The 1,002-nt window shown below is 71.3% G+C and carries 1 protein-coding gene and 2 pseudogenes; 2 read left to right on the forward strand and 1 reads right to left on the reverse strand.

The annotated features are described in order from the left end of the window. Positions 1-204: pseudogene (locus tag G6021_RS10505) on the reverse strand (prephenate dehydrogenase); the annotation flags it as partial. 45 nt (positions 205-249) lie between these two features. Here G6021_RS10505 and G6021_RS10510 point away from each other — a divergent pair. Both G6021_RS10510 and G6021_RS10515 read left to right on the forward strand, forming a co-directional pair. Continuing rightward, positions 250-774, forward strand: a complete 525-nt coding sequence (locus tag G6021_RS10510; protein ID WP_095717134.1) for a tRNA adenosine deaminase-associated protein — start codon at positions 250-252, stop codon at positions 772-774. Between the two features lie 42 nt (positions 775-816). Continuing rightward, positions 817-1,002: pseudogene (locus G6021_RS10515) on the forward strand (nucleoside deaminase); the annotation flags it as partial.

Raw genomic sequence — 1,002 nt, forward strand, 5'->3', positions numbered from 1 at the left:
GGGGACGCCGACGACGACGAGGGCGTCCGTCCGCGCGGCCCGGCGGAGCGTGTCGGCCAGATCCGTCGAGACGTGGAAGCCGGCCGCCGTCGCCGCCTCCGCGCCGGGGGTCGAGCGATTCCACCCGAACGCCCGATCCGGGCCCAGGACCCGCAGCAACGAACCGCCGATCAGGCCCGCTCCGAGCACGCACACGTCCGTCACCGCCGCCACCTGACAAGGTTCTCACAGCAGACTACGGTTGGGCCCATGGCCAGCACCTCCGACCGAAACACCCGCGACAGCGACAGCGACGACGACGCCGTCACCGGTTCCGCTCTCGGGGTGTTGCAGGCGGGCGGTTCATGGCAGATCACCAGACTCGATGACACCGCGCTCACCAGTCTCGACGACGCCGCGCGGCAGGTCCGCTCGCTGCGCACCGAGGGGGCGTCGTTCGGCCTCGTCGACGTCGATCACGAGTTCTTCGTGATCCTTCGTCCCGGCCCGTCCGGGATGCGGCTCATGCTCTCCGATGCGACCGCGTCCCTCGACTACGACCTCGCGGCCGACGTGCTCGACGAGCTCAACGTGGAGCTTCCGGACGAGGATCTCGAGGACGCCGACCCCTGGGGCGAGGGCGACATGGCGATCCTCGAGGACGTGGGGTTGCCGCCGGGGGTGCTGGAGATCATCGTGTCCGAGACCGACCTCTATGCCGACGAGCAGCTGCAGTCGCTGGCCGAGCGCATGGGTTTCGGCGAGGAGCTCGAGCGACACCTGCCCGACTCGTGAGGCGGTCATGCTCGTGAGGCGGTCACCCCTGTGACCGCGCCCATGTCACCGACGTCGCCCCGGTCCGAGGACGAGCGGTTGATACGGCGGGCCCTGGCGGCCGCCGGTGACACCCCCGAGGGTGATGTGCCGGTCGGCGCGCTCGTGGTGGGGCCGGACGGCCGGGAGCTGGCCGTGGCCACCAACCGGCGCGAGGCCGACGGTGACCCCTTCGCCCACGCCGAGATC

It is taken from the genome of Dietzia sp. CW19, from assembly GCF_014145265.1.
In the GTDB taxonomy this organism is placed as follows: Bacteria; Actinomycetota; Actinomycetes; order Mycobacteriales; family Mycobacteriaceae; genus Dietzia; species Dietzia natronolimnaea.